This window comes from Brucella sp. RRSP16 (assembly GCF_052246815.1).
Classification (GTDB): Bacteria; Pseudomonadota; Alphaproteobacteria; order Rhizobiales; family Rhizobiaceae; genus Brucella; species Brucella intermedia.
The window spans coordinates 118,991-144,468 of the sequence record NZ_JBQQAM010000006.1 but is presented as its reverse complement, the minus strand read 5'-3'; the positions used below and the strand labels follow the sequence as shown (position 1 = coordinate 144,468).

Here is a 25,478-nt window from a genome sequence, read left to right as displayed (position 1 = left end):
TCCTCCTCCCACCAGACTTGGTTCATCGCCAAACCATCCTCCTCCCAGGTTTGGCGATAACAAGACCGGTTCTCCTCCTCCCAACACCGGTCTTACCATAATGGCATCCGTCGCTCCTCCTCCCGCGACGGATGCCATTTCTTTTTGCGGCTCGTTTCCCGTCCTAGCCAGCCTTCTCCATTGAAGGCGCCCTGCAAAGGCGATATGGGAATGGCCATGTCAAACACATCCGATCTTACTCCCGTTCACGTCGTCGGCGGCGGCCTTGCCGGTTCTGAAGCTGCATGGCAGCTCGCGCAGGCGGGCGTGCCCGTCATACTGCACGAAATGCGCCCGGTGCGCGGCACCGATGCCCACAAGACCGAGCAGCTTGCCGAGCTGGTCTGTTCCAATTCTTTCCGCTCGGATGATGCCGAAACCAATGCCGTCGGCGTTCTCCATGCCGAGATGCGCCTCGCCGGTTCGCTCATCATGGCTTGTGCCGATGCACATCAGGTTCCGGCTGGCGGTGCGCTGGCCGTCGACCGCGAAGGCTTTTCGCAGGCCGTCACGGCCAGGCTTGAAGCCCATCCGCTGATTACCATTGTTCGGGAAGAAGTCACCGGCCTGCCTCCGGCGGAATGGGGAACGACCATCGTTGCCACCGGCCCCCTGACCGCGCCTTCGCTGGCGGAGGCCATTCAGGCGCAAACCGGCGCGGACGCTCTGGCCTTCTTCGACGCCATTGCGCCGATCATCCATTTTGATTCGATCAATATGGATGTGTGCTGGTTCCAGTCCCGCTATGACAAGGTTGGCCCCGGCGGCACCGGCAAGGACTATATCAACTGCCCCATGGACAAGGAGCAGTATGAGGCCTTCGTCGCCGCACTGGTTGAAGGCGACAAGACCGACTTCAAGGAGTGGGAAGGTACACCCTATTTCGATGGCTGCCTGCCGATCGAGGTCATGGCCGAACGCGGGCCGGAAACCTTGCGCCACGGCCCGATGAAGCCAATGGGCCTCACCAACGCGCATAATCCCACGGTTAAGCCCTATGCTGTCGTGCAGCTTCGCCAGGACAATGCGCTGGGCACGCTCTACAACATGGTCGGCTTCCAGACGAAGCTGAAATATGGTTCGCAGACCGGCATCTTCAAAATGATTCCGGGTCTGGAGAATGCGGAATTTGCGCGTCTCGGCGGCCTTCACCGCAACACCTATCTGAATTCTCCCGTGCTGCTCGACGCTACGCTTCGCCTGAAATCACGCGAGACACTGCGCTTTGCCGGTCAGGTTACGGGCTGCGAAGGCTATGTGGAATCGTCAGCGATCGGCTTGCTGGCAGGCCGTTTCACTGCTGCGGAAAAGCTTGGACAGACACTGACGCCGCCTCCTGGAACCACCGCATTCGGTGCCCTGCTCGGGCATATTACGAGCGGACATATCGTGGCGGATGACGAACCGGGTAAACGTTCGTTCCAGCCGATGAATGTCAATTTCGGCCTGTTTCCGCCTGTCGATGTTCCCAAGCCTGAAGGCAAGCGCCTGCGGGGCAAGGAAAAGACAATTGCCAAGAAGCGTGCGCTTTCCGCCCGTGCTCTGGCTGATTGTAGGCAATGGCTTGGGTTGGCCGAGTGATATTGCGATGGGCTTCAGTTCGAATGGACTGAAGCCTCTCCTTTTTGAATGCTTAGAAACTGGCTCTGAACATCAGCCATTGTTTCCGAATAGCTGAAATGTCCGCCACTTTCTCCACAGCCTCGGTGCCAAGACGCTCGATTGCTCGCAGATAGGCCGGGACAAGCGCCAAAGGCAAAAACGCCGGAGCAAGGCTCTTCGGCAGTTGCGACTTGTTTTTCTCGACAATCGCCAGATGCTCCCGCGCGAAGGCCAGCATGATGCTGATGACGCGTCCGGTGGCCGCTTTGTCTTCACCGGCGAGGAAGACCTCGCGGGTCACACCCACCGCCTGCAACATATCCGCCGGGACATAGAGTTGCCCACGTCGCCGATGAATGGGCATGAGACGAAGCAAACCGGTCACGGCCTGCGCGACGCCGGCATGGCCGGTTGTCTCGGTCTGTGCCTGCGCGGCATCCCGGTCCAGTATAAAACCGGCCAGCTGGATGATCGCCGACGCGGTTTCCCCGCAATAACCTTCCAGATCGTTGCGGCTCGGCATCGGATCGTCATAAAGATCAAAGATGCGTGCTTCGCAGTAATTGTCGAAGGCTGCTCGCGGCAATTCATATTTGTCGATTGTTCCGATAAGGGCTGCGGCAACGGGATGCGCTTCTGCGCTGCCCCTCGCCTCGCCGTTGATCAGATCACGCCACCATTGCAGGCGCACCTCACCCGGGAGCGGTTCGTGGACCAGTTCGCGAATACGCGCAATTTCGGTATTGAACGCGTATAATGCAGCCAGACCGCCGCGACGGTCTTCCGGCGCGTAAAGTACCGAAAGGTAGCGATCCCGGTCAGCTTCGCGAAGCAATGCCAGGCAATGTGCCTCATTCTCTTTCATGGTATCAATCTACAGCAATCAGCGCCGCCGCAACCGCACGATCTTCGGCCAGAAGCACATTATAGGTGCGAACGGCAGCGCCGGTGCTCATGGGATCGGAAGAAATGCGATGGTCGCGCAAGATGGCGCGAACGTCTTCAGGAATCCGGCGCAGATCCATGCCCGTGCCTACCAGCAGGATTTCAATATCGGATGCCTGTTCCAGGATCATTTCCAGATCGGCTTTAGCCAGCAAGGGCGGCGTGGCAGGTTCCCAGCCGTGAATTCCAGAGGGCAGACACAGGATTGATCCGCGATGTGACATTTCCGCAAAGCGAAAGCCCCCATTGCCATAGGCATCAATGGGCGCGCGGCCCGGAAAATGAGCCTCTCTTATCTCTATCCCATGGGCCATTGTCAGCTTTCCAAATTCAGCGATTGCGCCAGTTCGTCGTCCATGGAATCGCTGGACTCATTCGGCCCCCGCGGCTTGAGGCCGAACTGGACCAGCAAAGGAGCCGCGATGAAGATCGACGAGTAGCTCGCCACTATAATACCCACGCTCAATGCCAGCGCGAAACTGCGAATATCCGCGCCGCCAAAGGCATAAAGCGGGATATGCGCGAGGAATGTCACGAAGGACGTCAGCAAGGTACGCGACAGCGTCTGGTTGATCGAGGCGTCGATGATGGCAGGCAGCGGCGCGCTTTTATAGACGCGCAGGTTCTCGCGCACGCGGTCATAGATCACCACCGTATCGTTCAGCGAATAGCCGATGATGGTCAGGATTGCCGCGACGCTCCACAGATTGAATTCCATGCGGAACACAATGAACATGCCCGCCAGAATGATGACGTCGTGCAGGGTAGACAGCACCGCACCAAGCGCAAGCTGCCAGCGGAACCGGACCCACACGTAAATGAAGATGCCGATCAGCGACAGAATAACCGCCAGAATGCCAGCGCGGGAAAGCTGTTCCGAAACAGTCGGCCCAACGACTTCGACGCGCTGGAATGAATAATCCTGCTCGAACTCGCCGCGCAGCTTCACGGCGACGGTTTGTTCTGCATCGTCTCCGACTTCCTGACTGCCGATGATGACGAGCGCTGAGCGCGGAGATTTTGCCGGCAGGACACGCGCGCTGTCGATGTTGAGCTCGGTAAGCCGCTCCGTGATATCTTCCAGATTGGCGTCGCCGCTGCGCGCCTGCAGTTCGACCATCGAGCCGCCACGGAAATCGATGCCGTAGTTGAAGCCGATATTGACGAACAAGGCGACAACAATCGCGCAGGCAAGGACCGAAATGCCAAGCGTGACGAATTGGAGACGCATGAAGGGAATGTGCGTTACCGTCGGGACCAGTTTCAGGCGACGCTTCGGCACTTCCTTCGGCTTTGCCGTGCGCACCCATTGGGCGATCAGCAGGCGCGTGAAGGTGAGCGTGGTGAAGAGCGTCGTGCCGATACCGACCGCGACCGTCAGCGCGAAACCATGCACTGTTCCCGAGCCGAGCAGGAACAGGACGAGCGCCGCAATCAGCGTGGTAAGGTTCGCATCGATGATGGTTGAAAGAGCGCGATAAAAGCCGGATTCCATTGCCTGGACGACGGAATAGCCCTTGCGGCGATCTTCGCGCACACGTTCATAAATGAGGATGTGAGCGTCAACAGCCAGACCTATGGTCAGCACCAGACCGGCGATACTTGCAAGGCTGATCGATGCGCCGATCAGCGAGAGTATGGCTGTAAGGATGATGATGTTGACGGCGAGCGCGATCATCGCGATCACACCAAGGATGCCGTAGGACAAGACCATGAACAGGCCGACGAGCAGCGCGGCCAGTAAAGCGGCCAATGCCGCGGCGCTGGCGTAATCTTCGCCCAGAGCGGATGCAATCGTGCGCTCTTCCAGAACCGTAACGTTCTGCGGGAGCGCGCCCGAACGCAGCACGACCGCCATATTGTTGGCCGCCTGAAGATCGAAAGCGCCGGAAATCTGCAGCTCATTCGTGTCGAGCTTTTCATCCACGGCAGGCGCGGATACGATCTGGTTATCGACAACGATGGCAAAGCTTCCGCCAACCAGTTGCGAGGTCGCTTCGGCGAGATTCTTTCGGCCCGCATCGTCCAGCGTCAGCGTAATGACCGGTTCCGTATCGTCGTCCGCGAGCGTCGCCTTGGCGTCGGTCACATTGGCGCCAGTCAGGATCGGCTGTTTCTTGACGAGGTAACCGACGGGCGGATCGTCGTAGGAGTAGATGACCTCACTGTCGGCGGGCGGCGTTCCACGAATGGCGTCATCCGGCCCCATGGTGCTGTCGACGGCGCGGAAAGAGAAATTGCCCCGAACGCTGAGAATGTCTTTCAGAAGCTGCGCGTCGTAGACGCCAGGAACTTCGACCCGGATCTGATTGCGGTTTTCCGCTTCGACGAAGGGCTTGCCATATCCCAGTTCCTCGAGGCGCTGGCGCATGATGTTCGCCGTGAGCTCAAGCTCCCCTCGTCCCGGATTCTGCACTTGCAGGACCAGGCGCGAGCCGCCGGAGAGATCCAGCCCGAGGGCGATCTGCTGCTTTGGCAGGAAGCCTGGCAGTTTGGCCAGCGTTTCACGCGAGAAAAAGTTGGGGGAAGCGATGATGAAGCTCACGAGAACCGCGAGCCAGATCAGGGCAGATTTCCAGCGTGAAAAATAGAGCATAGAGCAGCAATTCCGTATCAGCTTGGATAGAGCAGGCCGGAGTTCACCTGTTGCGAACCGCTCTCCGGCGTCGTGGCGCGCACGTTCTGGCGCTTGCCGAATAATGCACAGGCCCCGGTTATGGAAATCTTACCGGGGCCTGCTTGTCGTAAAAGAATTACTTGTTCTTGTTGTCGGCGACAGGTTCGCCCTTCACGCGAACATCCATCAGGGTGCTGCGCATGACGCGGATGCGAACGCCTTCAGCAATTTCGACTTCGAGTTCGTTGTCATCAACGACCTTCTGAACCTTGCCGACAATGCCGCCGCCGGTGACAACGGTATCGCCGCGACGAACCTGAGACAGCATTTCCTGACGCTTCTTCATCTGGGTCCGCTGCGGGCGGATGATGAGGAAGTACATGATCACGAAGATCAGGATGAACGGCAGAATGCTCATGAGCATGTCTGGCCCAGCAGCGCCGCCGGATGCCTGAGCGAAAGCCGGTGTTACGAACATTAGGAACTCCTCTGAAGTCTCGAAGACAAATTATTATCGGCATTACAATGGTTAGCGCGCCAAATGCAACCGGCGATGACCCCGCCTGTGCCAAGGTCGCACACTTTTCGCCTCCGCTGTGGCATGTTAAGTCCATATTCCTATCATCAGGGACAAGAAATGACGACCGAAGACATACTCAGCCAGAAACTGGACCGTTTGATCGCCACTCTGGAACGCATTGCGCCGCCGGAAGCCAAAACACCCGATCTCAATGCCGCAGACTGCTTTGTCTGGGCACCGGAACGACTAACCCTTGATCCGGTCAAGCGTGTCAACCGAGTGGATATCGCGCTGATCCGTGGCGTAGATTTGGTGCGTGACCAGCTGGTGGACAATACCCGGCGCTTTGCAAAAGGTTTCCCGGCCAACAATGTGCTGCTCTGGGGCGCGCGCGGCATGGGCAAATCCTCGCTCGTCAAGGCTGCGCAGGCAAGCGTCAACGCCGAAATGCCGGAGCGGGTACCGCTCAAGCTGATCGAAATCCACCGCGAGGATATTGATAGCCTTCCTACCTTGATGAATCTCATCAAGGACACGGACTATCGCTTCATCCTGTTCTGCGACGACCTCTCCTTCGATCACGACGATACGTCTTACAAGTCGCTCAAGGCGGCTCTCGAAGGCGGCGTGGAAGGTCGTCCAGCCAATGTGATCTTCTATGCCACCTCGAACCGGCGCCACCTGATGCCGCGCGACATGATCGACAATGAGCGCTCGACGGCGATCAACCCTTCGGAAGCCATTGAGGAAAAGGTTTCCCTCTCAGACCGCTTCGGTCTCTGGCTCGGTTTCCATAAATGCAGCCAGGACGATTATCTCGCCATGGTCGATGGCTATGCGGCCTATTTCAAGCTGGCTTACGATCCCGACAAGATGCACGCCGAAGCGCTGGAATGGTCTACCACCCGCGGAAACCGCTCGGGCCGGGTTGCATGGCAATATATACAGGATCTGGCGGGTCGCCTCGGCATAGCGATGTGAAACCACGATACCCCCATGACAAGAAAGGCGGGCCTTGGGGCCCGCCTTCTTTTTTAACTCGGTGGTTTTTAAAGCGGGATGTTCTCAAGTTGAACTGTCATCGCGCTCCAAGAACCGTCTTCTCGATCAGGATTCCAGATATTTGCTCGGATTGACCGGAGCGGAGTTCTTGCGCACCTCGAAGTGCAGCTTCGGAGATTTCGCGTTGCCGCTCATGCCCGACTTTGCAACTTCTTCGCCGCGACGGACTTTCTGCCCGCGCTGAACCAGTATCTGGCTGTTGTGGCCGTAAACGGTAACAAGGCCGTTGTCGTGGCGGATCAGAACCGTCTGGCCGAACTCCTTGAGGCCGTCACCGGCATAAATGACGACGCCGTTTTCGGCAGCCTTCACCGAAGTTCCTTCCGGAACCATGATGTCGATGCCGTCGCTCACCGAGGTGCCGTCACGCTGGCCAAAGCTTGCCAGAATACGTCCACGGACTGGCCAGCGCATCTGGGAAATGCCGGTTGAGGAAGGCGCTGCCGCCTGATCCTTTTCGGCATCCTCGATCACCTTGTTGCTCGCCTGCGGCGGCGTGTAAGGCTTGACATCGGCATTGGCGGCTGGCGCAGCAGCAGCCTTGGCCGGGTTTTCCGGCGGCTGCGAAACAGCTGCGACCTGTGTCGCGTTGCCTGCTGCGGCAGACGGAATTACGAGAGCCTGACCGACGCGGATGGCGCCGTTCGACAGTCCGTTGGCCTTCTTCAACTGCTCGACAGGCACATTGTGCTTCTGCGCGATGGAGAAGAGTGAATCGCCGCTCTTGACAGTATAGGTGCCGTTCGGCGCTGGCGGCGTGGTAGCATTTGCCCCCGCCGAGGCCATGTCGGTTGCCGAAGGCTTCTTGCCGTTGACGGCAGGCGCCTGCGGCACGACCGCGATATTGTTATCCGTCGGCCGGGGTGCAGCCGGGGCTGCTGGAAGCTGGCCCAGAACCTTTTCCTGCGCGCCGTTCACGGTATTGCGCGTAGCAGTGGCTGCGCTGGCAACCTTGGTTTCGGCTGCGTTGACCGTGTTGTTTACACGGTTTGCGGCCATGTCCTGTGCCTGCCCGACTTGACTCTGGATGTGATTGGATGCCGCTGCAACCGGAGCCTGAACGGACTGGCGCGCTGCCGCGACAGGCGCGGCCATCGGCGCCGATGTCACCGGCGGCAGCGAATTGCGCTGGACCGACCCGCTGGAAGCGGGAGCTACAGGAGCCGCGGATGCATAAAGATCGCCAGCCGGCTGCTGTGCGACACGCTGACTGGACGTAGAGCCCGTACTGATACCATCAGTGAAGCGCATCGTATCGGCACTGCACCCGGCACCAAAACCGGCAATCAGAACGATCGCGACATTCCGCAGGAGACGTTCAGACGTGTGCTGCAAAATTTGTAAACGCATGTTCAACTCGCCCATACTCGAAACTCAGTAAGGTGATTAAAACGCGTTAATGTTACTCTCTGGTTAAGAACGACAAATCTTCGAAAAAAGATTCACCAATTAAATACCATAAGCGCACAAAGCCGCCGGAGGCCCTCCCCGACGCGGCCGGAAAGAGCCAAAGAGCCTTCTTTTTGACGAATCAATGCGCGTCGGTCACAGAACCGACGATACGCCTTCGATGAAAGGCTGGTAGCGAACCGCCATCAGGTCCTCCTGCTCGAATCGGCTGCCAACCTTGGCTATGCGCGTCATGACCTGCGGGCCATCGCCCGGACCGATGGGGGCAATCAACACCCCATGCGTCGCCAGTAGATCAACGAAGTGACGCGGCACCTCGTCGAAAGCGAGCCAGATCAGGATACGATCGAACGGACCGCCCGGCATTCCATGACGACCATCGGCATGCTTGACCATGATGTTTTCACGCTTCAGCGACACGAATTGCTGCAAGGCGTGGTCGCAAAGCTTGCGGTAGCGTTCGACGGTCGTGACACGACCGGAAAGCGAAGACATGACAGCCGCCGTGAAACCGGAGCCTGTTCCGATTTCCAGAACCCGGTGACCGGGCTCCAGTTTCAGCGCAGCGATGGCGCGGGCCTGCTCATCGATGCCCTCCATGTACTCGCCGCAGTCGAGCGGCGCAGTGCGGGGGCTGTAGGCGAGATGAGACCATGCGGAGGCCAGAAAACTCTGGCGGGGCGTGGCCTCAATGGCTGCGAAGAGACGCGGATCGTCAATACCGTATCCGCGCATCCGCATGACGAAGGATGCAAATCCTTCCCTGTCCGAAAGCCGTGGGCGCTCAGACGCTGCCTGCCTCATGCTTCAACCCCAAGTGCTGCACTCAATTCTGCCCGAACCTTATGCGCGGTCAGATCAAGGTGCAACGGGGTGACCGAAATGCAATCGGAACGAATGGCCGCTATGTCGCTGTCGTCGGCCACGGGCGCCTTGCCGCGCCCGAAGTGCAGCCAGAAATAAGGGAAGCCGCGTCCGTCGCGGCGCTCATCGAGGCGCGCATCGTGGCTGAGCTTGCCCTGCGCCGTGACGCGTACGCCCTGCACTTCCTCCGGCCCGCAGTTTGGGAAATTCAGATTCAGAAGAACCCCTTCCGGCCACCCAGCCTCCATCAGCTTTTTGATAAGGTCCGGCGCGTGAGCTTCTGCTGTTTCCCACGGAACGATACGGCGATCGCCTTCATATTCATATTCCTGCGACAGCGCGATGGCGCGTACACCCAGCAAGGTTCCTTCCATCGCACCGGCAACCGTACCCGAATAGGTTACGTCGTCGGCCATGTTCGCACCGGAATTGACGCCGGAGAGGACGAGATCGGGCGCGCCCGGCAGCACGTGGCGCACGCCCATGATGACGCAATCGGTCGGCGTGCCGCGCAATGCGAAATGGCGATCATCGATCTGCCGGAGACGGAGCGGCTCCGACAGTGTCAGCGAATGCGCGAGGCCGCTCTGATCGGTTTCGGGAGCGACGACCCAAACATCGTCGGAGAGCTTGCGTGCGATCCGCTCCAGAACTGCGAGGCCTTCAGCGTGGATACCATCATCGTTCGTCAGCAGAATTCGCACGTCGTCACTCCTTCATTTATCAATGATTCTGATTCACGCAGCTTTCTCGATCCGCGTGAGGCCGCCCATGTATGGCTGCAATGCTTCAGGAATATGAATGCTGCCGTCTTCTTCCTGATAATTTTCCATCACGGCGATAAGCGCACGACCGACGGCGACACCCGAACCGTTCAGCGTATGCACGAAACGAGTCGACTTTTCGCCTTCCGGACGATAGCGGGCATTCATGCGACGGCCCTGGAAATCGCCGCAGACCGAGCAGCTGGAGATTTCGCGATAGGTGTTCTGGCCAGGCAGCCACACTTCGATGTCATAGGTCTTCTGCGCGCCGAAGCCCATGTCGCCGGTGCAGAGCACGACTGTACGGAACGGCAGACCGAGGCGCTTCAGCACTTCCTCGGCACAGGCAGTCATGCGCTCGTGTTCTTCGATCGAGCTGTCGGCATCGGTGATCGACACCATTTCCACTTTCAGGAACTGATGCTGGCGCAGCATGCCGCGCGTGTCGCGGCCAGCGGAGCCTGCTTCCGAGCGGAAGCATGGCGTCAGCGCCGTATAACGCTGGGGAAGCGACTTCGCGTCGACGATTTCGTCGGCGACCAGATTGGTCAGCGGAACTTCGGCGGTCGGAATGAGCCAGCGGCCATCCGTGGTGCGGAAAAGGTCTTCCGAGAATTTTGGCAGCTGACCGGTTCCATAGACAGCTTCGTCGCGCACCATCAGCGGCGGCATCGTTTCGGTGTAGCCGTGCTCTGTCGTGTGGAGATCGAGCATGAACTGACCGAGCGCCCGTTCAAGACGCGCAAGGGGCCCTTTCAGCACCGTGAAGCGCGAACCTGCGAGCTTCGCAGCGCGTTCGAAATCCATGTAGCCGAGCGCCTCGCCCAACTCGAAATGTTCCTTCGGCTGGAAGGCGAAATTGCGCTGGTTGCCGATGCGGCGGATTTCGACATTGTCGCTTTCATCCTTGCCGAGCGGCACGTCTTCGAGCGGAATATTGGGGATGGACGACAGCGCGTCGTTCAACTCCCTGGTCAGGCGACGTTCCTCGTCTTCGGCCTGAGCAAGGAAATCCTTCAACTCGGCAACTTCCGCCTTCAGCTTGTCAGCCGTTGCTGCATCCTTCGCAGCCATGGCCTTGCCGATTTCCTTCGAGGCGGCGTTGCGGCGTTCCTGCGCGGCCTGAACCTTGCCGACATATTCGCGGCGTTTCTCGTCCAGCGCCATCAGTTCGGACGACAGCGACTGAGCCCCACGCTTGGCGAGCGCTTTGTCGAGGGTTTCAGGGTTTTCGCGTATCCATTTGATGTCGAGCATGGGAAAAGCCGTTTCGTGAAATTGAACAGGAGCGAGGCCGCACAACCTGCGACCTCACAGAATCAACGTGACAAATCAGGATGATGAAGCGTTGTTCTCGGCGTCGGAAGCTTCCTGTGCCTCATCCCGCTTCTTCTCGATCATGCGAGCCACGATGATTGAAATCTCGTAGAGAAGGATCGTCGGCAAGGCAAGGCCGATCTGGCTCGCCGGATCAGGCGGCGTCAGCACAGCCGCGACGATGAAAGCGATGACGATTGCGTATTTGCGCTTGTCTTTGAGACCCGCCGACGTCACCAGCCCGACGCGCGCCATCAGGCTGGTCACGACCGGCAGCTGGAAGACCAGGCCAAACGCAAAGATGAGCGTCATGATGAGGCTCAGATATTCCGATACTTTCGGCAGGAGTGAAATCTGCACTTCGCCGCTGCCGCCGGTCTGCTGCATGGCGAGGAAGAACCACATCACCATCGGCGTGAAGAAGAAATAGACGAGTGCGCCGCCCATCAAAAACAGGATCGGCGAAGCAATCAGGAATGGCAGGAACGCCATGCGTTCATGCTTGTAGAGGCCCGGCGCAACAAACTTGTAAATCTGCGCGGCAATGATCGGAAACGCCAGCACGATGCCCCCGAACATTGCGACCTTCACCTGTGTGAAGAAGAATTCCTGTGGCGCAGTATAGATCAGTTCTGCCTTCGAGCGGTCCATGCCCGCCCAGTCGAGCGCCCACTGATAGGGCACGACAAGCAGGTTGAAGAGCTGTTTGGCGAAAGCGAAACAGAAAACAAATGCCACGAAAAATGCCAGAATTGCCCAGATCAGGCGGCGGCGCAGTTCGATCAGGTGCTCAAGCAGAGGCGCTGCGCTCTGTTCGATTTCGTCCTCGTCGCGTTTCACGCTTTGGTTCCTGTCTTCTTCGTGGTCTTTTTGGCAGGTGCGGCAGCAGCCTTTGCAGTTTCCGGTTTCGCCGCTGCGGGCTTTTTGGCAGCAGGCTTTGTGGCGGAAACCGCCTTCGGAGCCGCTTTCGCTTTAGCTGTCCTGGCTTCGGTCGCTTTGTTCTCTGCCTTCGGTGCAGCCTTGCGAGTGGTTTTCTTCGGCGCTACGGCTTTTTCCACGGCGGGCTCCACAGCAGGCGGAACCGGTGCGCCGCCGGCATCAACCGGCGTGGTCACTTCAGCGACTTTTTCAGGTGTAGCCGGAGACATGGAAGTCGTGGACTGAAGGCCAGCGCGCAAATCTTCTCCGGCGCTGCGAATCGGATCGAACACCTGCGTGATCTTCGAGCGCGGGTCCAGCTTGCGGGTCTCGTCGATGATGTTCTTGACGTCCTCAAGCTCGGCCTCTTTCAAGGCTTCGTCGAACTGCTGCTTGAACTCGTTGGCGGTAGCGCGCATGCGCGCGGTTGCCTTGCCAAATGCCCTCAGCATCTTCGGCAAATCCTTGGGACCGACCACCACGATCATCACGATCGCAATAATCAGAAGTTCAGACCAACCGATGTCGAACATATTCTTGATACCCCGCGCAATTCGCGCGCGCGTCCCGTCTTTCGGCGGAAAACCGCACTTTTAAATGGCAAAATATGCTGCGCGCTTTCCCGCACGCAGCATGCTTTATCCGTCAGATCAGGACTTGGTGGTTTTCTTGACGTCGTTGACGGTTTCATCAGCCTTGGCGTCGATCGTACGACCTGAATCCCTGGCTTCATCCTTGGCGTCTTCGTCGGACATGCCCTGCTTGAAGTTCTTGATGCCCTTGGCAACATCGCCCATCAGCTCGGGAATCTTGCCGCGGCCGAACAGAAGAAGCACAACCGCCAGGACGATCAGCCAGTGCCAGATGGAAAAGCTACCCATTTTATTCCTCTCATTGCCGCGAGCGCGGCATGTTCCTGCAATGCCAGTTACGATTTAAGCGCTTTCAACAAATCTTTCAAACAGAAGTGTGACGGTGAACGGCTTTGCGACAAATAAAATTGGCTGCAAAGGCCAGACTGGGACTATTCACCGCGTGGGGCGAGCAAGCCAAGGCTTTCCAGATCGATATCTTCAAGCGGCTCTTCGTCTTCCGTCAGTTCGTCCGGGTCGATGTTCGGCACGGGGACGGCGAAACTCGACGGCATGCGCGCAGAGAGGAGCCCTGCCCCGCGCAATTCTTCCAATCCGGGCAGATCGCGGATTTCCGGAAGGCCAAAATGGTCGAGAAAGGCATCCGTCGTTCCATAGGTGACCGGGCGACCGGGCGTGCGGCGGCGTCCGCGCAACTTGATCCAGCCGGTCTCCATCAGAACGTCAAGCGTACCCTTCGAGGTCTCGACACCGCGAATGTCCTCCAGTTCGGCGCGCGTGACGGGCTGATGATAGGCAATGATGGCCAGCACTTCCATCGCAGCGCGCGAAAGCTTGCGCTGCTGCACGGCTTCGCGGCTCATGAGAAAGGCGAGATCGGGCGCGGTGCGAAACGCCCATGCGCCGCCGACCTGAACCAGATGCACGCCGCGCGTTTTATATATCTTCTGCAGATGCTTCAAAACCGGGGCAATGTCCACATTGGCGGGCAGACGTTCCGATAGTGCGCGTTCGGAAACGGGTTCCGAAGACGCAAACACAATCGCCTCGACAATGCGCGCAAGCTCGGCCAGCCCCTGCGTCGAGACAGAAACTTCCGTTTCGATCTGATCGTCGTCGCTATCGATTTCAGCCAGATTTCGACGTTCAGCCTCAGACATCCTCATCCTCATCCAATTCGCTCAGGTCGCCCGTCGCCCTTATATAGATCGGCTCGAAAGGAGCGTTCTGCCTTACTTCCAGCTTGCCTTCGCGAACAAGTTCGAGGCTGGCGGCGAAGGAACTGGCAAGTGCCGAAGCCCTTTCGCGCGGTGAAAGGGCATAATCGATCAGGAAGCGATCCAGCGATATCCAGTCCCCCACCGATCCCATCAGGCGCACAAGCGCCACGCGCGCTTCCTTCAGCGACCAGACAGCGCGCTTGGCGATCTGCACCTGTGAAACCGCCTGCCGCTGCCGTTGGGAAGCATAGGCGGTAAGAAGATCGTACAGCGTTCCAGAAAACTGGCTGGTCCTGTCGACCATGACCATCTCCGGCATGCCGCGCGCAAAGACGTCCCGCCCCAGCCGGTTGCGGTTGACGAGCTTGGCCGCCGCGTCGCGCATGGCTTCAAGTCGCTTCAAACGATAATGCAGCGAAGCGGCCAGTTCTTCACCGGTCGCCCCGTCATCCCCCTGCTGCTTCGGGATCAGCAGCTTCGACTTGAGATAGGCAAGCCATGCGGCCATCACGAGATAATCGGCAGCAAGTTCAAGGCGCAAGGCGCGCGCCTGCTCCACGAACACCAGATACTGCTCGGCAAGCGCCAGAACGGAAATACGGGCAAGATCGACACGCTGGCTCCGTGCGAGATGGAGCAGCAGATCGAGCGGCCCTTCAAATCCCTGCACATCGATGAGCAGCGACGGTTCGCTTTCGCTGCGTTCGGTGTCGCCCTGCCACAGCGCATCCATCGGCACGAGCGTGCCGTCTTTGCCGTCTGTGTCTGCTCCCGATGCTGCCAAGCCCGTTTCCCTGCCGATAAGGTCACCGGCAGATCAATCCGCCGATGATGTCAGTTTACCAAGTTTTGACGATTACGCTATCAGTTCGAACATGGCGCTGAATTCCGCACGCAATTCTTCCTCGTCGGAAAGATCGGGGTCGCCCGCGTAGACTTCAGCCAGGTCGGCGCGGCGCTTTGCCTTGCCTTCAAGAACCGGCACACGCGCCGCAACTTCCTTCAGTTCCTCCATCACGCCTGCGCAATAGAGAACCACATCGCAGCCCGCGCCGATGATGCCGTCCGCAATATCGCCGAGGCTGCCCGAGAGCGCCTTCATGGAGATGTCGTCGCTCATGACAAGTCCGTCGAACTGGATCACATCGCGAATGATGGTGTTGATGACGGTTGGCGACAGTGTCGATGGGCGTTGCGGGTCGATGCAATCGAAAACGACGTGAGCCGTCATTGCCATCGGCAGGTCGTTGAGCGCCTTGAACGGCACGAAATCATGCGCGACCAGCTCGTTAAGAGGAACGGTGACGCGGGCGAGTTCCTTGTGCGTGTCGGCAAATGCACGGCCATGTCCGGGCATATGCTTGACCACCGGCAGCATGCCGCCAGCCAGCAAGCCTTCCGCAGCGGCCCGGCCCATTTCGGCTACCGCATGCGGATTCTTGGAATAGGCGCGTGCGCCGATGACGTCATGCGCGCCTTCCACAGGCACGTCCAGCACCGGCAGGCAGTCCACATTGACGCCGACCCTAAGCAAGTCGAATGCATGCAGGCGGGCATGAAGCCATGCAGCACGCAGGCCTGCCTCGCGGTCACGCGCGTAAATCGCGCCCACTTCCGAGGCTGAGGGGTAGTTCGGCACAAGCGGCGGGCGAAGGCGCTGCACGCGGCCACCTTCCTGATCGATGAAAACAGGAGTCTGGTCGCGTCCCGTCAGGTCACGCATATGCGCCGTCAGCTCGGAAACCTGTTCCAGACTTTCGACGTTGCGCGCAAAAAGAATGAAGCCCCAGGGCCTTTCATCACGGAAGAACGCGATCTCGTCTTCCGTCAGTTTCGTTCCCGACACACCGGCAATCCATGCCTTGCAGTCTTTCATGCGCTCTTCCCCAAAATTGTCTGGAAATGCTGTACTCGAACAACCCTGCCCCGGTTTAACTGAAAAAATCGGGGCTTGGTAGTGGACCATAAAAAAGGGCGACCTAAGCCGCCCTTTTCGATACTCAGTGCCTGATCGATCACTGCGTGACGAAGCAGCTGCCGCCAGCGGATTTGAGGCGTGCGCACAGCGCGGATGCGTCTTCCTTCGAGCCGCCCTGAACGCGGACACGATAGTAAGTGCCCTTGCCCGGAATATCGGCCCGCTTGATGTCCACGCTGCGGCCGCCGATCACGCTGCCAAACTTCTGGGCCATGTTCGCATAGGACTTCTGGGCCAGTTCTGCCGATGGCTGCGAAGCGATCTGGATGAAGTAACCGCCTGCACCTGCCGCCGATGCAACCTGCGGCGCAGCCGGTGCGGGAGCCGGGTTGGCAGCAGCCGGGGCCTGCGTGCGCTGCGGCACGTTGCCGACGATATTGACCGGCTGTTCAGCAGGACGCGACGGCACCACCGGAGCACGGACGGGCAGACGGGGAGCTTCCGCCGCAGGCTGTGGCTGCGGAGCCGGAGCCTGTGTCTGTGTCTGTGTCTGGGCGGCGGGTGTTACAGGCGCATTGCCTGCTGCAAGCGCGGCGATTTCGTCGCCACCAGCAGGCGCTGCGGGCTGCGCGCTGTTTGCCGGAGGCATTTGCGAAGCGGTTTCTTCCGGCGCCGAAGAAGGCTGAACGATGGAGCCATCCGGCCGCACGATCATGGTTTCCACTTCGCGCGGCTGAACCAGCGGCGCATTGCGGTTGCTGTCCTGATTCACGGCCGGAGTATTATTCGCAACCGGCTGCTCGTCAGGGGTGTTGTCCACCATGTTCTCGCTGTCGTCCGTGCCCGAAATATCGACGGGCTCTTCGCCGGACGTGATCAGCGACTTTTGTTCCGGATTGTTCGGCAACGTACCGGCAACGCGATCATAAACCGCCTTGTCCTGGTTCGGAACCGTCGCACCGCCCGGATTCTCCGGCTGCATCTTGATCGGCTGATTGTCGGCGCGAATCACGACCGGTTCACCGGAACCGCTGCCGCCGAGGAAATGGTAGCCGATCCCGCCAAGCAGCACGGCCACACCGGCCACGCTTGCCAGGATAAGGCCGCGACGACCGCGAACCGGGCGATTGCGATAGGCTTCGGCAGCGCTGCCAAGGTCATCTTCGGCCTGCATCGCGGCGCGTTCGCCATAGTCGCCAGCTTCGAGCGGCTGTGCGCCCTGAGCGGCCCAATGATTGTAGAAATCGTCCTCATTGCCCAATTGGCCGGAGGGCTGCGCCGGAGCCTGCGCCGTCGCCTGCGAGCGGCCATATGCCCCCGCAGCCGCGGCAGCGCCAACGCCCAACGCGGCAGCACCCACCGCGGCGCCAAGGCCTGCGCCGGAGTCCGGCAGATAGCTGGAGGCGCTTTCGCGGAATATGTCCTCGAAAGCCCTGTCAGCTTCGCTCTGTGCATCGGATTTCGCCGCTTCATCGACGCCAACCGTATTGAAGACCTCTGCGAATTCCGCTTCGAGATCCGTCAGTCCGGCATTGTTTTCTTCTTCGCCGTAATTGATTTCCGGCAGATCGAGGGAATGCGTCTGCTCGACCTTTTCTTCGGCCACGCTCAGCGTTTCAACTTCCGGCGCAGGTGCGCTGACCGCAGCCCCGTGAGCCATTCCGAAGGGCGAGAACGGAGCTGGTGAAGCCCGGTAATCATCATCCGGACGCACAGCATGCGCATAAGCCGTTGCTTCTGCTTCCGGCTCCGCGTGCAGATCGAGATCATCTTCCGTGAAGAAGTCCTCTTCGGTGAAAGCGTTCTCGTCCGGGAGCCTGGAAACGTCGCCCGATGGCTCGAAGCCGAAATCATCTTCCGAGAGGCTGATTTCATCCAGTTCCGACAGATCGTCGTCGGTTCCCTCGGCAGCAATTGGAGCCGCGCCTTCCTCGGCATCGAACGAAAAATCATCATCGAAGGAGAAATCGTCTTCGTTGTCGACAGATGATGCCGATTCCACTGCGGGCGCGTAGTCGGCCTGCGGCGCCCTCGCTACCGCATCCTGCCCTGCAACTCCCGAAGCGAAATTGCTCCGCGTATAATACGGGTATGCGGAAGGAGTTGCCTGCGGCGTGTAGCCGTATCCCTGCTCCGACGCCGCGACGGCTTCCGCTGCGCTGTCATGGGCCGGCTCGTCGAGCTGCAGATCATCGAAATCAAAGTCGTCCAGCTCGGGCGCATCCTGGTATCCAGAATTCTGCACCGGTGCGACATCGTGATGGGCATCCGGCGATTCGGCAGGCGCCCCATGCGAGAAATAAGTCTCGTCATGTGATGCAAGCTCAGGGGATGCGGGCTGCGGCTCGTCGCCAAACAGGAGATTTTCCAGTTCGTCTTCAAGCGAAACCGGCGCGGAAACTGCAGCATAGGATGGCTGTTCGGGCTCGACAGCCTGAACATTCCAGTCATGGTGACGTGCCGACTGGTAAGCCTCTTCATGCGGTTCAATGGCTGGCTGATAGATCGTCGGATCGTAATCGGTCTGATCGATATGAAGGGGCTCGATAGTTTCCCTGCGACCATACACGGAAGACGACGCGGTGAAGTCGTCCGCGTTCGAATCGCGAGCAGCCGAATAGTCGTTATAGTCGAATTGCGGCACGGGCTCGGTGCGATCGGCTTCCTCAAACTCAAGCGTCTCGAAGGAAGGCGTTTCCACTTCGGGAGCCAGCTCATCCTCATCCATCTGAAGATCGAGCTCGTCTTCCAGAGCGGAAGCAAGTTCTTCCTCATGTATCAGAGGTGCGCCAGACTGATGGGAATCATCGTGCGCCGGTGCGGCTGCGAACTGCGACTGGTCCACAGGCTGGGAATAATCGCTGAAATCGCCGAGCAGTTCGCGTTCCAGATCCAGAGAGGGATCAAAGCCGGGATCGGTTCTGTCCTCGAAATGAGTATTCCCAAACTGAGTGGGGCGGCGCTCATTCCAAGCGACGTTGTCATCAGCAGGCGTGCCGAAGTCCATGATCCGCGACAGTTCCATCAGCGGGTCGTCTTCGTGCAACGGACGCTCGCCGTAATTACGGGGATTTGCACTGCTGTCCGTCATAGCGTGTTCCTAACTCAAACCCTGGACGCCGCAAGACGTCTCCATACATTGCTTTTTTAGCGAGGCAATGTGGGCAAAAGTTGACGGAAGTTTCCTGCGCCAGAAGGAAGACCAATGACTTGCGTTCATTATGGCCTTCCACCCGTTCGACTTGCCAACTTTTGCCTTCAATCAGTCTTTCGACCTGAAAAGCTTCATGACAGTCGCCTGGTCTCCGGAATCATCTCGAGCCGCATATTCCGGCCCGCAGACTGCGGAGACCATTCTTCGAGTATAATCCGTCTCAAAAGGTCTTCACCTTCCAAACTATACTCTAGCGCATTTCCGTTGGAGCATCCGCACCGATTATCGTCAATCCGGAGGTCAGCACATCGGAAACAACCTGTACCAGCCCTAGCCTGGCTAGCGACAAGTCTGGATCGTTAACCTTAATAAAACGTAAGTCCGGGTTCTCCGTGCCTCTATTCCATTGCGAATGGAACGCGCTGGCGAGGTCATAGAGGTAGAAAGCAAGCCGGTGCGGCTCCTGATGAATGGCCGCAGCCTCGATCAGGCGTGGATATTCCGCGAGCTTGCGAACGAGCGCGATTTCGCTTTCATCGGTAAGCTTGCTGAAATTCGCAGCCATGCCGACCCGGTCGAGATCGGCCAGCCCAAGCTGATCGGCTGCCTGACGGAAAACCGAATGGCAACGTGCGGAAGCATACTGCACGTAGAAGACCGGATTGTCCTTCGACTGTTCCGTCACCTTGGCAAAATCGAAGTCCAGCGGCGCGTCGTTCTTCCGGTAAAGCATCATGAAACGGACCGGATCGCGGCCAACTTCGTCCACCACGTCGCGCAGCGTGATGAACTCGCCTGCCCGCTTCGACATGCGCACAGGCTCGCCGTCGCGGAAAAGCTTGACCAACTGGCAGAGCAGCACGGTCAGCTTCGCCTTGCCATCGGAAACAGCCCTTGCAACCGCTTCCAGACGCTTGACGTAGCCGCCATGATCGGCGCCCAGCACATAGATCATCTCGTTGAAGCCGCGGTCGTATTTGTCCTTGAAATAGGCAACGTCGCCGGCAAAGTAAGTGAAAGCACCGTCAGATTTCATCAGCGGACGGTCAATGTCGTCACCCACTTCGGTCGAACGGAACAAGGTCTGCTCGCGATCTTCCCAGTCCTCGGGAAGCTGGCCCTTCGGCGGCGGCAGCTTGCCCTTGTAGACATGGCCCTTGAGCGTCAGGTCGTTGATTGCATTGCGAATCGCCCGGGCGTGATCGACATGCAGCTTGCGTTCGGAGAAGAACACGTCATGGTGCACGTTGAGCGCATCGAGATCGGCGCGGATCATCGCCATCATGGCATCGATCGTGCGATCCTTCACCAGAGCAAGCGCTTCGGCTTCCGGCATTTCGAGAAGCCTGGTGCCGAATTCCTTTGCAAGTTCCTGGCCGACCGGAACGAGATAGTCGCCGGGATAAAGGCCAGACGGAATTTCGCCGATATCTTCGCCGAGCGCCTCGCGGTAACGCACCATGACGGAGCGCGCCAGCACATCGATCTGCGCACCCGCATCGTTGATGTAGTATTCCTTGACCACATCATAGCCTGCAAATTTCAGCAGGTTGGCCAGAACGTCGCCCACGACCGCGCCACGGCAGTGGCCCACATGCATGGGGCCGGTCGGGTTCGCCGAAACATATTCGACATTGACCTTCGTGCCGGAGCCGAGCTTGGAACGGCCGAAATCCGTGCCTTCGTTGAGCATCGCCGCGAGTTCGCGCTGCCAGTAGCTGGCCTTGAGACGCAGATTGATGAAGCCCGGACCGGCAACATCGACGGTTTCCACATCTTCGTCCGAGGCAAGGGCCTCGGCGATGCGGCTGGCGAGTTCACGCGGGTTCTGGCCGACAGCCTTGGAAAGCACCATTGCAGCATTGGTGGCGATATCGCCGTGGGATGCATCTCGCGGCGGCTCGACACCGATGCGCGAGAGGTCCAGTTCGCTACCGTCTTTCGGTTTCAGATCAATATCTTGCAACGTCTTTTTGATACGTGCGTCGAAATCTGCAAAGATATTCATGGTCTGTCCTGTCAGGCTTACGCCGGGCTTTGTTTTGTCGCATTGTCCGATGCAAAACCGCTTCGCACTTTTGGCTCGAAAATGCCTTGATTTTCTGCGGAATCCAGCCGATTTGCCGACAATGCCGCTTCGTTTAGCCCCGATTAAGCTAAATCGGGTGTGCGGTCAAACAATCGTCGGTGTTCTCGCACGGCATAATTGTCAGTCATCCCGGCAAGATAGTCGGCAACCCGCCGCGCCCGTGCCGCTTCATCCAGCCGCTCGCAGCCCGATTGCCACTCGGGCGGCATGTTTGAGGGATCGGCGAAACAGACATCAAAAAGGTCCTGCAATATCTTGTCGGCGGCGTGCCTGCGCACCACGACGCTGTCGTGGAAATAAAGATTCTTGAAGAGAAACCGCTTCAGCACCTTTTCATCGGTTCGCATGGCGTCGGAAAATGCCACCAGCGCGCGCGATTGGTCATGCACGTCATCCACGCTCATCGGTTTTGCCTCGGCCAGACGGCGCTGCGCTTCCTCGATCACGTCTTCCACCATGATCGTGATCTGGCGGCGCACAAGTTCATGTCCGGTTCGCACGGGGTCGAGATCGGGATAACGCGTCCGCACCAGATCGAGCAGGCGTTTCGTCAACGGCACTTCGTCCAGCGCATCTAGGCTCAAAAGCCCTGCCCGCAAGCCGTCATCTATATCATGGGCGTTATAGGCGATATCGTCGGCAATGGCCGCGCACTGCGCTTCCAGACTGGCAAATCGCGTCAATTCCAGATCATAGCGTTCGTTGAAATCGAGAATCGGCAGCGGAACCGGGATATCCGGATGCGTCGCATGAGCGCCCAGCAAGGGGCCGTTGTGCTTGACCAGCCCTTCCAGCGTCTCCCATGAGAGATTGAGGCCGTCGAAATCGGCGTAGCGATGCTCAAGCTTGGTCACGATTCGGAGCGATTGCGCATTGTGATCAAAGCCGCCAAAGGCTTTCATGCGCTCGTTGAGCGCCTCCTCGCCCGTATGGCCGAATGGCGTGTGGCCGAAATCGTGGACAAGCGCCACCGCTTCGGCCAGATCTTCATCGAGCCGCAATGCGCGGGCCAAAGCGCGGGCAATCTGGGCAACTTCTATCGTGTGCGTGAGACGCGTGCGGTAATGATCGCCCTCATGGGCGATGAAAACCTGCGTCTTGTGCTTCAGGCGGCGAAAGGCGGTGGAATGGATGATCCGGTCGCGGTCCCGCTGGAATGGCGTGCGGGTCGGGCTTTCCGGCTCCGGCACCAGACGGCCACGGCTGCGCGCAGGATCACAGGCATAGGGCGCGCGTTCGCGATAACCAAAGCCTATTCCTTCCAGCGACATTGCGATGCATCCCTCACTGTAATATGATTACACAAACCGGTGCGGACCCGGTACAGACATTGACTTCCGCTATTCGCGTTCATAGCTATCAGCTAATCATGAAGGCAAGTATGCGGCTATCGGAATTCTGGAGAAATCGTCCGGTTCGATATTCGCATTTGCAAACGGAACAAGGCAGATGACAGGCATTACCGTTTCAGATTCCGCGGCAAAGCGGATCGCCAAGATTCTCGGATCGGAACCGGGAAAGACTGCCCTTCGCGTTTCTGTCGAAGGCGGCGGGTGTTCCGGTTTCTCCTATAAGTACGATCTGGTGGATGAGCAGACCGACGACGACATCGTTATCGAAAAGCTGGGCGCGAAGGTGCTGATCGATTCCATTTCGGTTCCCTATATGGATGGTTCGGAAATCGATTTCGTCGACGACCTGATGGGACAGTCGTTCCAGATCCGCAATCCGAACGCCACTTCGGCCTGCGGCTGCGGAACCAGCTTCGCCATCTAACTGGCACCCACGAAAAAATTAAAACCGGCTGCCATGTGGGCGGCCGGTTTTTTCATGGCTGCGGGAAAACAACCGGCCTCAAACCTTTACCGAAGCGACCGTCGCCTCGATGTGGTCCACCAGCGCATCCGGCAGGCCGAGACGACCGGCCAGCATATCCAGATATCCGCGTTCGGCCCGGTTATCCGGGTCTATTGCAAGGCGGGAAGCCGTATAAAGCTCGACCTTCTGTTCCTCAGTCTGCGCGGCTGAAACCAGAACATCGAGATCAACCGGATCGGCAAGTTCCTTCTCAAGGAAGGCTTCCGCTTCATCGTCCAGACCGGAAATCCTTACCTTCTCCATGATGCGAGCGCGCTCGGCGTCGTCGATATGGCCGTCGGCTTTGGCGGCGGCAATCATCGCCTGCACAAGCGTGAGCGCAAAACTGTTGCTCATTGCCGGAGATTGCGGGTGAAACGGAGAATCGGCCGGAGGCGGCGGAAGAAGTTCAGGCTCCTTCGCAACGGGCTGTTCTGCCGTCTGCGGCGCCTGACCGGATTTGTAATTCTTGTAGGCAAGATATCCCAAACCGGCGATGGCGGCGATGCCGCCCACGGTCGCCACATTGCCCGCGAGCTTGCGCCCGGTCTTCGTGCCAAGAATGGCGGCGGCGATAGCACCTGTCGCAAGCGGGTTCTTCTTTGCCAGATCGGTGACCTGCCCGGCCTTGTCGCGGACGCTTCCCGACGTACCGGGTATTTGTGATCCCAGAAACTGTTCGAGAAGTTTCTTGGCGTCGAACATTCGAATATCTCCTGTTTGGCTCCTGTCCAGAGCAGATAGGAATGCGAAACCGCCAATCAAAGGGGCCCGCGCCGAAATATGAGCGGATAGTGAAATTGCAGCCGATGAAAAGCTGTGACGCGCGATTGCACGCTGCTTGCCCTCACCTCCCCAAGCGCATAATCATAGCGGTATGAAAATCGCGACCTGGAACATCAACGGCGTCAAAGCCCGCATCGACAACCTCCTGCACTGGCTGAAGGAGTCCTCGCCCGACATTGTCTGTCTGCAGGAAATCAAATCGGTCGATGACCAGTTTCCGCGACTGGAAATCGAAGCGCTCGGCTATCATGTGGAAACACACGGCCAGAAAGGCTTCAACGGCGTAGCCCTTCTGTCGAAAAAATCGCCGGATGAGATCAATCGCGGCCTTCCCGGCGACGATAGCGATGAACAGGCGCGCTTCATCGAGGGTGTCTATTCGACCGACAAGGGTGTTGTCCGTGTCGTTTCGCTTTACCTGCCGAATGGCAATCCGGTGGACACCGAGAAGTTTCCCTACAAGCTTTCGTGGATGCAGCGGCTGGAGCTTTGGGCCAGAGACCGCCTCGCCCTTGAAGAGCCGCTTGTGCTTGCCGGTGACTATAACGTCATTCCTGAACCGGAAGACGCCAGAAATCCGGGCCAGTGGGTTGGCGATGCGCTGTTCCAGCCGCAATCGCGCCAGGCATTCCGCAGGCTGGAGAATATGGGGTTCACCGATGCAATCCGTGCGTCAACGGATGAAGCCGGGATTTACTCGTTCTGGGATTATCAGGCCGGTGCATGGCAGAAGAACAACGGCATCCGCATCGACCATCTGATGCTGTCGCCGGAAGCTGCCAACCGCTTCATATCGAGTGACGTGGAAAAGCACGTCCGTGCCTGGGAAAAGCCATCCGACCATGTGCCGGTTACGATAAGGCTTGCGGTCTGAGAAGACCCGAACCAAAGACGATCAGAAATCGCCCTTGTAGTCACCGGAGAGAGCGATCGCGTTGCGGCGGTCGGCTTCACCGGCAATCGAGAACGCCTGTTCCTGCATATCGCGTATCCACGGGCAATCCTCGGCGGGGCAGCGTTCGAAAGCCGCCGTCATCATGGCAAGGCCGCGAACGGTCTTGCCGGCCTGAAACAGCATGTTTCCAAGCATGGCCTGCGCACCGGCATTGCCTTTCTTGGCTGCAAGCTGGAACCAGCGGGCTGCCTGGACGGAATTGCGTTCTCCGCCGTCACCATCGAGCAGCATCTTGCCAAGCTCGAACTGGGCTGCGGAATCACCGAAATTCGATGCAGCCTGCACATAAAGATCGCGCGCCATACTCGGATTGGCATTAACCGGCGACCCCGGGATGCCGCGCTTTACATAGCCTGCGAGCGCAACGAGGGCATCCGCCACATAGGAGTCGTTTTCCGAACCCGGCTCCGAACCTTCACGAACGATCTTTTCGAAAATCTTGTAGGCTTCGTAATCGTTTTCAGGCACGCCGTCGCCATCGGCATACATGCGGGCCAGTTTCCACTTGGCGCCCTGATGACCGCGATCCGCAGCATAGCGCAGCGCCTTGATTGCTTCGTCCTTATGACCGTTCTTGTAGGCGGAGAAGCCGAACTTGAACAGTTCAAACGGGCTTCTCGACTTTTCTGAATCGTCATTGAGATCGAAAGCAAAGGCGCTGTTGCAGGCAATGGCGAAGCCGAGAGCCATGGCAAGGGCGCTATATGAAAAACTGCGGATACGCATCACAACGCTGGTCTTTCACACTCAGTGGAGGAAACATTCATGGAGGACAGAATGCACGCTGTTTTCGTCAAGACTGAGACCCGATCTTGGCCGAAAAAAGCCTTGCCATGATGGGAAAGAAT

General features: G+C 58.6%; 23 protein-coding genes. 4 read left to right on the top strand and 19 right to left on the bottom strand.

The window, feature by feature from the left end:
- Positions 1 to 216: 216 nt before the first annotated feature.
- The gene (gene trmFO / locus ACS5UA_RS11405) at positions 217 to 1,620 is read left to right on the top strand and encodes a methylenetetrahydrofolate--tRNA-(uracil(54)-C(5))-methyltransferase (FADH(2)-oxidizing) TrmFO (RefSeq protein ID WP_241084359.1); all 1,404 of its coding nucleotides are present in this window, start codon (positions 217 to 219) and stop codon (positions 1,618 to 1,620) included.
- Between the two features lie 52 nt (positions 1,621 to 1,672).
- Here the strand turns inward: trmFO and ACS5UA_RS11400 are convergent, their stop codons facing one another.
- The 4 genes from ACS5UA_RS11400 to yajC all read right to left on the bottom strand — a co-directional run bounded on the left by ACS5UA_RS11400 (position 1,673) and on the right by yajC (position 5,681).
- Positions 1,673 to 2,506, bottom strand: coding sequence for a phytoene/squalene synthase family protein (locus ACS5UA_RS11400; RefSeq protein ID WP_241084360.1), 834 nt, complete (start codon positions 2,504 to 2,506; stop codon positions 1,673 to 1,675).
- A gap of 4 nt (positions 2,507 to 2,510) precedes the next feature.
- Positions 2,511 to 2,900 (bottom strand): Mth938-like domain-containing protein, encoded by a 390-nt coding sequence (locus tag ACS5UA_RS11395; protein ID WP_006466673.1) that lies wholly within the window; start codon positions 2,898 to 2,900, stop codon positions 2,511 to 2,513.
- 2 nt (positions 2,901 to 2,902) lie between these two features.
- Positions 2,903 to 5,182 (bottom strand): protein translocase subunit SecDF, encoded by a 2,280-nt coding sequence (secDF, locus tag ACS5UA_RS11390; RefSeq protein ID WP_006472113.1) that lies wholly within the window; start codon positions 5,180 to 5,182, stop codon positions 2,903 to 2,905.
- Between the two features lie 157 nt (positions 5,183 to 5,339).
- Complete coding sequence (yajC, locus tag ACS5UA_RS11385; RefSeq protein WP_006466672.1) at positions 5,340 to 5,681, bottom strand: preprotein translocase subunit YajC; 342 nt, start codon at positions 5,679 to 5,681, stop codon at positions 5,340 to 5,342.
- 159 nt (positions 5,682 to 5,840) lie between these two features.
- Between yajC and ACS5UA_RS11380 the strand changes: the two genes are divergently transcribed.
- On the top strand, positions 5,841 to 6,704 hold the full coding sequence (locus tag ACS5UA_RS11380; protein ID WP_025091420.1) for an ATP-binding protein: 864 nt from the start codon (positions 5,841 to 5,843) through the stop codon (positions 6,702 to 6,704).
- Positions 6,705 to 6,830: 126 nt separating this feature from the next.
- Here ACS5UA_RS11380 and dipM read toward each other — a convergent pair whose 3' ends face one another.
- The 13 genes from dipM to ACS5UA_RS11315 form a co-directional block, all read right to left on the bottom strand.
- Positions 6,831 to 8,150 (bottom strand): cell division endopeptidase DipM, encoded by a 1,320-nt coding sequence (gene dipM / locus ACS5UA_RS11375; protein ID WP_021585058.1) that lies wholly within the window; start codon positions 8,148 to 8,150, stop codon positions 6,831 to 6,833.
- A 180-nt stretch (positions 8,151 to 8,330) separates the two neighbouring features.
- Positions 8,331 to 8,999, bottom strand: a complete 669-nt coding sequence (locus ACS5UA_RS11370; RefSeq protein ID WP_006466669.1) for a protein-L-isoaspartate(D-aspartate) O-methyltransferase — start codon at positions 8,997 to 8,999, stop codon at positions 8,331 to 8,333.
- Positions 8,996 to 9,763 carry a 5'/3'-nucleotidase SurE gene (gene surE, locus ACS5UA_RS11365; protein WP_006466668.1) on the bottom strand — a complete coding sequence of 256 codons (768 nt, stop codon included), beginning with the start codon at positions 9,761 to 9,763 and terminating at the stop codon, positions 8,996 to 8,998. The genes ACS5UA_RS11370 and surE overlap by 4 nt, the downstream gene beginning before the upstream one ends.
- Before the next feature lie 33 nt (positions 9,764 to 9,796).
- Complete coding sequence (gene serS, locus ACS5UA_RS11360) at positions 9,797 to 11,080, bottom strand: serine--tRNA ligase (protein WP_025091419.1); 1,284 nt, start codon at positions 11,078 to 11,080, stop codon at positions 9,797 to 9,799.
- Between the two features lie 75 nt (positions 11,081 to 11,155).
- The gene (tatC, locus tag ACS5UA_RS11355) at positions 11,156 to 11,980 is read right to left on the bottom strand and encodes a twin-arginine translocase subunit TatC (RefSeq protein WP_006466666.1); all 825 of its coding nucleotides are present in this window, start codon (positions 11,978 to 11,980) and stop codon (positions 11,156 to 11,158) included.
- Positions 11,977 to 12,591 (bottom strand): Sec-independent protein translocase protein TatB, encoded by a 615-nt coding sequence (gene tatB, locus ACS5UA_RS11350; protein WP_241084362.1) that lies wholly within the window; start codon positions 12,589 to 12,591, stop codon positions 11,977 to 11,979. Before tatB ends, tatC begins: the two co-directional genes overlap by 4 nt.
- A gap of 117 nt (positions 12,592 to 12,708) precedes the next feature.
- Positions 12,709 to 12,939 carry a twin-arginine translocase TatA/TatE family subunit gene (locus ACS5UA_RS11345; RefSeq protein ID WP_006466664.1) on the bottom strand — a complete coding sequence of 77 codons (231 nt, stop codon included), beginning with the start codon at positions 12,937 to 12,939 and terminating at the stop codon, positions 12,709 to 12,711.
- Positions 12,940 to 13,082: 143 nt separating this feature from the next.
- A complete protein-coding gene (gene scpB, locus ACS5UA_RS11340) occupies positions 13,083 to 13,811 on the bottom strand; it encodes an SMC-Scp complex subunit ScpB (RefSeq protein ID WP_241084363.1) in 729 nt (242 codons plus the stop codon).
- Positions 13,804 to 14,655, bottom strand: a complete 852-nt coding sequence (locus ACS5UA_RS11335; protein WP_006471754.1) for a segregation and condensation protein A — start codon at positions 14,653 to 14,655, stop codon at positions 13,804 to 13,806. The genes scpB and ACS5UA_RS11335 overlap by 8 nt, the downstream gene beginning before the upstream one ends.
- A gap of 72 nt (positions 14,656 to 14,727) precedes the next feature.
- The gene (gene nagZ / locus ACS5UA_RS11330; RefSeq protein ID WP_021585052.1) at positions 14,728 to 15,747 is read right to left on the bottom strand and encodes a beta-N-acetylhexosaminidase; all 1,020 of its coding nucleotides are present in this window, start codon (positions 15,745 to 15,747) and stop codon (positions 14,728 to 14,730) included.
- A 139-nt stretch (positions 15,748 to 15,886) separates the two neighbouring features.
- Positions 15,887 to 18,880 carry an SPOR domain-containing protein gene (locus tag ACS5UA_RS11325; RefSeq protein ID WP_241084364.1) on the bottom strand — a complete coding sequence of 998 codons (2,994 nt, stop codon included), beginning with the start codon at positions 18,878 to 18,880 and terminating at the stop codon, positions 15,887 to 15,889.
- A 313-nt stretch (positions 18,881 to 19,193) separates the two neighbouring features.
- On the bottom strand, positions 19,194 to 20,951 hold the full coding sequence (gene argS / locus ACS5UA_RS11320) for an arginine--tRNA ligase (RefSeq protein ID WP_021585050.1): 1,758 nt from the start codon (positions 20,949 to 20,951) through the stop codon (positions 19,194 to 19,196).
- 143 nt (positions 20,952 to 21,094) lie between these two features.
- On the bottom strand, positions 21,095 to 22,303 hold the full coding sequence (locus ACS5UA_RS11315) for a deoxyguanosinetriphosphate triphosphohydrolase (RefSeq protein WP_112669650.1): 1,209 nt from the start codon (positions 22,301 to 22,303) through the stop codon (positions 21,095 to 21,097).
- Positions 22,304 to 22,481: 178 nt separating this feature from the next.
- Between ACS5UA_RS11315 and erpA the strand changes: the two genes are divergently transcribed.
- A complete protein-coding gene (erpA, locus tag ACS5UA_RS11310) occupies positions 22,482 to 22,808 on the top strand; it encodes an iron-sulfur cluster insertion protein ErpA (protein ID WP_006471759.1) in 327 nt (108 codons plus the stop codon).
- A 78-nt stretch (positions 22,809 to 22,886) separates the two neighbouring features.
- Here the strand turns inward: erpA and ACS5UA_RS11305 are convergent, their stop codons facing one another.
- Entirely contained in the window at positions 22,887 to 23,594 is a 708-nt protein-coding gene (locus tag ACS5UA_RS11305) for a tellurite resistance TerB family protein (RefSeq protein WP_112669648.1), read from the bottom strand.
- Positions 23,595 to 23,766: 172 nt separating this feature from the next.
- Here ACS5UA_RS11305 and xth point away from each other — a divergent pair, with 172 nt between their 5' ends.
- On the top strand, positions 23,767 to 24,549 hold the full coding sequence (gene xth, locus ACS5UA_RS11300) for an exodeoxyribonuclease III (protein ID WP_025091413.1): 783 nt from the start codon (positions 23,767 to 23,769) through the stop codon (positions 24,547 to 24,549).
- 21 nt (positions 24,550 to 24,570) lie between these two features.
- Here xth and ACS5UA_RS11295 read toward each other — a convergent pair whose 3' ends face one another.
- A complete protein-coding gene (locus ACS5UA_RS11295) occupies positions 24,571 to 25,356 on the bottom strand; it encodes a tetratricopeptide repeat protein (RefSeq protein ID WP_039852538.1) in 786 nt (261 codons plus the stop codon).
- Positions 25,357 to 25,478: the final 122 nt, after the last annotated feature.

What these genes read in the sequence shown, in the direction of transcription:
- secDF (WP_006472113.1), bottom strand. Translation starts at nt 5,182, where the DNA reads ATGCTCTATTTTTCACGCTGGAAATCTGCCCTGATCTGGCTCGCGGTT.
- dipM (WP_021585058.1), bottom strand. Translation starts at nt 8,150, where the DNA reads ATGGGCGAGTTGAACATGCGTTTACAAATTTTGCAGCACACGTCTGAA.
- erpA (WP_006471759.1), top strand. Translation starts at nt 22,482, where the DNA reads ATGACAGGCATTACCGTTTCAGATTCCGCGGCAAAGCGGATCGCCAAG.
- nagZ (WP_021585052.1), bottom strand. Translation starts at nt 15,747, where the DNA reads ATGAAAGACTGCAAGGCATGGATTGCCGGTGTGTCGGGAACGAAACTG.
- ACS5UA_RS11395 (WP_006466673.1), bottom strand. Translation starts at nt 2,900, where the DNA reads ATGGCCCATGGGATAGAGATAAGAGAGGCTCATTTTCCGGGCCGCGCG.
- ACS5UA_RS11325 (WP_241084364.1), bottom strand. Translation starts at nt 18,880, where the DNA reads ATGACGGACAGCAGTGCAAATCCCCGTAATTACGGCGAGCGTCCGTTG.
- ACS5UA_RS11345 (WP_006466664.1), bottom strand. Translation starts at nt 12,939, where the DNA reads ATGGGTAGCTTTTCCATCTGGCACTGGCTGATCGTCCTGGCGGTTGTG.
- xth (WP_025091413.1), top strand. Translation starts at nt 23,767, where the DNA reads ATGAAAATCGCGACCTGGAACATCAACGGCGTCAAAGCCCGCATCGAC.
- ACS5UA_RS11370 (WP_006466669.1), bottom strand. Translation starts at nt 8,999, where the DNA reads ATGAGGCAGGCAGCGTCTGAGCGCCCACGGCTTTCGGACAGGGAAGGA.
- ACS5UA_RS11315 (WP_112669650.1), bottom strand. Translation starts at nt 22,303, where the DNA reads ATGTCGCTGGAAGGAATAGGCTTTGGTTATCGCGAACGCGCGCCCTAT.
- tatB (WP_241084362.1), bottom strand. Translation starts at nt 12,591, where the DNA reads ATGTTCGACATCGGTTGGTCTGAACTTCTGATTATTGCGATCGTGATG.
- ACS5UA_RS11305 (WP_112669648.1), bottom strand. Translation starts at nt 23,594, where the DNA reads ATGTTCGACGCCAAGAAACTTCTCGAACAGTTTCTGGGATCACAAATA.
- scpB (WP_241084363.1), bottom strand. Translation starts at nt 13,811, where the DNA reads ATGTCTGAGGCTGAACGTCGAAATCTGGCTGAAATCGATAGCGACGAC.
- trmFO (WP_241084359.1), top strand. Translation starts at nt 217, where the DNA reads ATGTCAAACACATCCGATCTTACTCCCGTTCACGTCGTCGGCGGCGGC.
- yajC (WP_006466672.1), bottom strand. Translation starts at nt 5,681, where the DNA reads ATGTTCGTAACACCGGCTTTCGCTCAGGCATCCGGCGGCGCTGCTGGG.
- ACS5UA_RS11400 (WP_241084360.1), bottom strand. Translation starts at nt 2,506, where the DNA reads ATGAAAGAGAATGAGGCACATTGCCTGGCATTGCTTCGCGAAGCTGAC.
- ACS5UA_RS11380 (WP_025091420.1), top strand. Translation starts at nt 5,841, where the DNA reads ATGACGACCGAAGACATACTCAGCCAGAAACTGGACCGTTTGATCGCC.
- serS (WP_025091419.1), bottom strand. Translation starts at nt 11,080, where the DNA reads ATGCTCGACATCAAATGGATACGCGAAAACCCTGAAACCCTCGACAAA.
- ACS5UA_RS11295 (WP_039852538.1), bottom strand. Translation starts at nt 25,356, where the DNA reads ATGCGTATCCGCAGTTTTTCATATAGCGCCCTTGCCATGGCTCTCGGC.
- argS (WP_021585050.1), bottom strand. Translation starts at nt 20,951, where the DNA reads ATGAATATCTTTGCAGATTTCGACGCACGTATCAAAAAGACGTTGCAA.